Annotated in this window: 2 protein-coding genes and 1 pseudogene; 2 read left to right on the plus strand and 1 reads right to left on the minus strand. The window is 57.2% G+C overall.

Annotated elements, in window-relative coordinates:
- Positions 1-347 precede the first annotated feature (347 nt).
- Positions 348-1,130, plus strand: a complete 783-nt coding sequence (locus AAAC48_RS25640; protein WP_340656908.1) for an alpha/beta hydrolase — start codon at positions 348-350, stop codon at positions 1,128-1,130.
- A gap of 182 nt (positions 1,131-1,312) precedes the next feature.
- Here the strand turns inward: AAAC48_RS25640 and AAAC48_RS25645 are convergent, their stop codons facing one another.
- A complete protein-coding gene (locus tag AAAC48_RS25645) occupies positions 1,313-3,115 on the minus strand; it encodes a hypothetical protein (RefSeq protein ID WP_340656909.1) in 1,803 nt (600 codons plus the stop codon).
- A 619-nt stretch (positions 3,116-3,734) separates the two neighbouring features.
- Here AAAC48_RS25645 and AAAC48_RS25650 point away from each other — a divergent pair.
- Positions 3,735-4,784 (plus strand): annotated as a pseudogene (locus AAAC48_RS25650) (carboxylesterase family protein); the annotation flags it as partial.

Here is a 4,784-nt window from a genome sequence, read left to right on the forward strand (position 1 = left end):
CGGGGATAGCGGACAGCATAGCTTTCGCCGAGTTCGCGCTCGAGGCTCGCCACGAGCTTGCTGTCCCAGCGATCGTGGACGCCTTCGCCGGCTCCTTGAACGAAGAGGATCTGCTTAGCCATCGTGCATTTTATTCGACGGACACAGACGGACGCAAGACCGGGCTGTGCTCGTCTTCCTCTCCGTGCGTGACTGTCGGTCGGCGTCACAACCCCGTCGACAGATCTTTAAAGGGCATAGACCGTCGTACGGTTACAGCTTCGGACCATCCTTGCTATTATTCCCCCACCGAATGCCGCGGTAACCGTACGAATTTATCTCAGTCGAAATTCAGAAAAGGAAACGTCATGAAACCAATGACCCGCCGCATGTTTACCGGAGCCCTTGCATCGGGTGCCGCCCTCAGCCTCCTTCCAAAGGGCGTGCTGGCAAAAGATATCGTCAAGGCAACGAACGTCGTGCTTGTCCACGGCCTGTTCGCTGACGGTTCATGCTGGTCTGACGTGATTGGCCGCCTTCAGGCAACGGGGTTAAACGTGACCTCGGTGCAGAACCCGCTGACGACGCTTCCGGAAGCCGTCGCCGCCGCCAAGCGCGTTCTTGACCGCCAGGAGGGGCCAACGGTTCTTGTCGGGCATTCTTTCTCCGGGATGATCGTCACGGAAGTTGGAGTGCATCCGAACGTCTCCTCGCTCGTCTACATTGCCGCCCGCGCTCCTGATGCCGGAGAAGACTACACCGCCCTGGCCAAGACCTATCCGACACCTCCAGCTACCGCGGGCATTGTATTCGACGGCGATGAGGGTCGACTGACCGAGCAAGCCTTCCTTCATGACTTCGCGGGTGACGTGGCTGAGAAGCAAGCCAAGATTCTCTATGCCGTACAGGCACCTTTCAACAAGGCCTTGCTGGCTGGCAAGACGACCCAGGCCGCCTGGCGATCAAAGCCGAGCTTTTACGCAGTCTCCAAGAACGATCGTACCATCAATCCTGACCTTGAACGCTTCATGGCAAAACGCATGGGCGCTAAAACGATCGAGCTGGAGTCCAGCCACGTGTCGATGATCTCGCAACCAAAGGCCGTGGCGGCGCTCATCCTCGAGGCGGCAGGTATGGGCACGAAAGGTTGAACAGTTGTATGGTCGCTGTAATGCATTTGCGTCATCCAACAGCGGTCATCATTGCGCTACAAGCCTCCGTGGGAGACCAACCCGACCAAGGCAAACACTTTCGTAGTGTTCTTCATCGATCTCGTGTTGAATTTCCGAGCCCCTTTTGGCCCGCACAAAACGCTGTTTCGAAAGCGTCTTAGTCAAAAGAGATCGCGCAACATTTCTATCGGATTGCTCGTGGGACCGGGAGTAGGCGGTAGAGGGGACGGTATATTCGGAATCTCGGGACTGGGAGTAGGCGGTATCGGGGACGGTATGTTCGGAATCGTGGGATCGGGAGTAGGCGGTATCGGAGACGGTATATTCGGAATCGCGGGACCGGGAGTGGGCGGTATCGGGGACGGTATATTCGGAACCGTCGGACCGGGAGTGGGCGGTATCGGGGATGGTATCGTAGCGCCTGTGCCGGGAATGCCTGGCAATCCGCCGAGTATCTGCGGCAAAGGCAGTCCTCGTTCCCGGAAGAATTTCACGAACTCGTTGTTGCTGCCGAACTCGAGATCGCCGATCGTCAAGGCAAAGCCGGGTTCGCCCGGGCAGTTGACCTTAACCTGTCCTTCGGTCGCTGAGGCAGCCAGTTTCTTTTCGGCAGCAGCGCGATCGTAGCCTGCCGTCTCGGAGTCAAGGAATTTGGTGATAAGTTTGGCTGCTATCCAGAGTCCCGCATCGTCACCTTCGACCCGCTTCGGGACGAGTGCGTACTGTACCTCGCTCCACGCTGGTGTGAATAGGAAGTGGTCGTCCCCGTTTTTGACCTTGAGGGGGTTGCCATCCGGCCCACGACCCTGTCTTTGAAAAGGCAAATCACTGAAGAGCAGCACATCGGGGGCAGTCTGCAGGCCAACCGGAAGGGTGATGTTTGCTCCGACTGACGGAACTGATACCCAAGCTTCCTCAAACTTCGCTTTTCCGTCTGTCTTAAGCGCCAGCTTGACGTCGCTGCAACCGATGTTGGGCTTTAGCATCACGGCTGTATTGCCACCCACCTTCCTTATTTCGATGCCTGCGTCGAGCCCGGACGCTATGCCTGTACTCCCGAGCAGGCCAACCGTCGTGCCGACTCCTCCTCCTATCAAGGGGTCGACATGCAGATGTACGGATGCCTTGGCGTCGGCCTGCGCATTGAGCGAAACCTTCAAGCGTCTCCCTTTGGTCCAAGACATGCCGACTGCATTCACCACTACCGTTGCCGCAACCGCCCCTGGGTTAGCAAGCTCAGCGAAAACCCCACCTTCGCCCAGAACATCGTCTCTCCATTTTTGATCAGCAAGCCGGCCCTTGAATTGCACCGACTTGACGGTTGCGGTCCTGTTTGCAGCAGGGAGTTGGTTGAATTTGTCTTGAACCAGGTGAGCAACTGACCCGTTTATCCAAAGAGCAATATCGGTATCCTTCAACCTGGGCATCCGGATTTGCTCCAGATTTTTCCGCTTCCTGACGATGTCAGCCTGGATTTCGGAGGGAGGCTCATTGATCCGGGTTGCCATAGGACTTTCGTTGAAATCAGTCAGTAGCCATATTCCGCCGTCGAGGACGACAGGGTTGGCAGCGTGAATTTTTTGCGACAGCTCATATGACGGGACGGTGATCTGAACTTTAATCCAGTTTTCATCTTTCGGATCGCGGACCGCAAACGTCTTTGTGAGATCTTGCTTCAAATCGTAAGTGATTGTGTTTTTGAAGGGGAGCTTCATGTTGAAAGCTTCGGTGAACTTCAGCATGAGACCCGTTTCGATGAGGTCGTTAGCATACCCTCTCAATTTTATATCGAACCATCCCCATCCGAATTCGGGATCGAGTTTCAATAGGGAGATCGCGAAGACGGCTTGCGCGTTCCCGTTCTCCCCTTCTTCTATGCCTTTGAAAACGAGGGAGGCTTGTCCGTCAAACTCTACAGTCAGAGCGCGATTCTTCGAATAGGCGTCGAGGCGAAGGTTTGCCAAGGCGATACCCGGTAGAAGGTAGACTGAAACGGCCCGCAGGGTTACGACGGTGTCCTCATCCGGCTTGAACTCTGGGTCATAGGCAATTTGCGCATCTTTCAGGCTTTCCAGTGCGGTGTTTAATCCCCGTTCCGAAACAAACACGCCCGCTGGCCACGCTTCTGGAATAGGCTTCTGCTGCAGGAGGTTTTCCGTCTCGGACAGCGATCTCCACTCCGATATGGTGCGGTCCCGCTCGAAATTTGAATGTTGAAGTGCCAGCCATCCGACACCGACGGCCGCAAATAATGCAATTGCAATAATGACCCGTGCGCCCGTTCCCATGGCATGATCCCAACGCCAGATGAATACAGTGTCAAATTCATGATAACACTTATTGTCGGTGCGGGTAGTTTACTACTTTTGATCCGGCAGCTAAGTGCGCGGTGGAAAATAGCCCTGAGGAATTTCTCCGTTGCTGCTAGTTCGCATGCCGCGTAAACGTCCACTTTGGGCCCAACGGCGGTCATCGGCACGAAGCGGGAAGTGTCCACAACGCCCTTCGTCGGCGTTAGTTCCCATCGTCGTCCCAGGACGGTGACGAGGGCGAGACGGAGTCGCCGGCCGTCAAGCGGAGGGCTCCAGCAGGCCCGCAGCCAAGCACTGGAACGCCTCGCTAGACGCCAGCGCTTTCGGCCCATCCTGCATGCAGACCGATGACCTTCCCAAATCGGAGGATTGTCTTACGCTCAACGTCTGGAGACCGGCGGCGGCTTCGGACACTCCTTTGCCGGTGATGGTCTGGATTTACGGCGGTGCGCTGGCACACGGCAACAAACCGCAATATCCCGGCACCGCATTGGCTGCTGAGGGCGTGGTGTTTGTCAGCATGAACTATCGCATGGGCAGGCTCGGCTTCTTTGCGCATCCCGCGCTGTCAGCCGACGCGCCAGACGATCCCATCGGCAACTACGGGTTCCTCGATCAGCGGACGGCGCTCGAATGGGTCCAGCGCAACATCGCAGCGTTCGGCGGCGACCCGAAGAATGTCACCATTTTCGGTGAGTCGGCAGGCGGCGGGTCGGTCATGTCTCATCTAATCTCGCCCATGTCCCGCGGCCTCTTCCAGCGGGCGATCCTCCAGTCTCCGGGGATACCGACGGCACGCAACAAGTTGATCCCCAGCATTTCGCTCGAACAGGCCGAGAAGAACTCAATCGCGTATGCGCGATCTGTCGGCGTCAATCGCGATGGTGCAGACGGGTTGGCGGCTCTTCGAGCACTTCCGGCCGAGAAGCTGATCGAAAACGCTTCTGCGCTCCAGGTTCTAGTCGGCATGTCCACCCAGAACCCGGTAGTCGGCGTATCGGGAGCCATCATTGATGGACGGTTCCTCTCCGAGACGCCGGAGGATGCCTTTGCAGCCGGACATCAGGCGATGGTTCCTGTCATCGTAGGTGCCAATAGCCGCGACCTCGGCAACGGCCTCGCGGCAACCAAGGACGATCTCTTCGCCTTGTTCGGCAAGTACGCCAATGAGGCCCGCAACCTTTATGACCCAAACGGCAGCGAGACGCTGGAGGAACTGACCCAGCAAGTTCTCGCCGACAAGACATTGGTCGAGCCATCACGGCACCTCGCGGATGAGATGGCCCGTGCCGGACAGGCGGTGTGGTGGTACCGCTTTTCC

This window comes from Phyllobacterium sp., from assembly GCF_037994405.1.
In the GTDB taxonomy this organism is placed as follows: Bacteria; Pseudomonadota; Alphaproteobacteria; order Rhizobiales; family Rhizobiaceae; genus Phyllobacterium.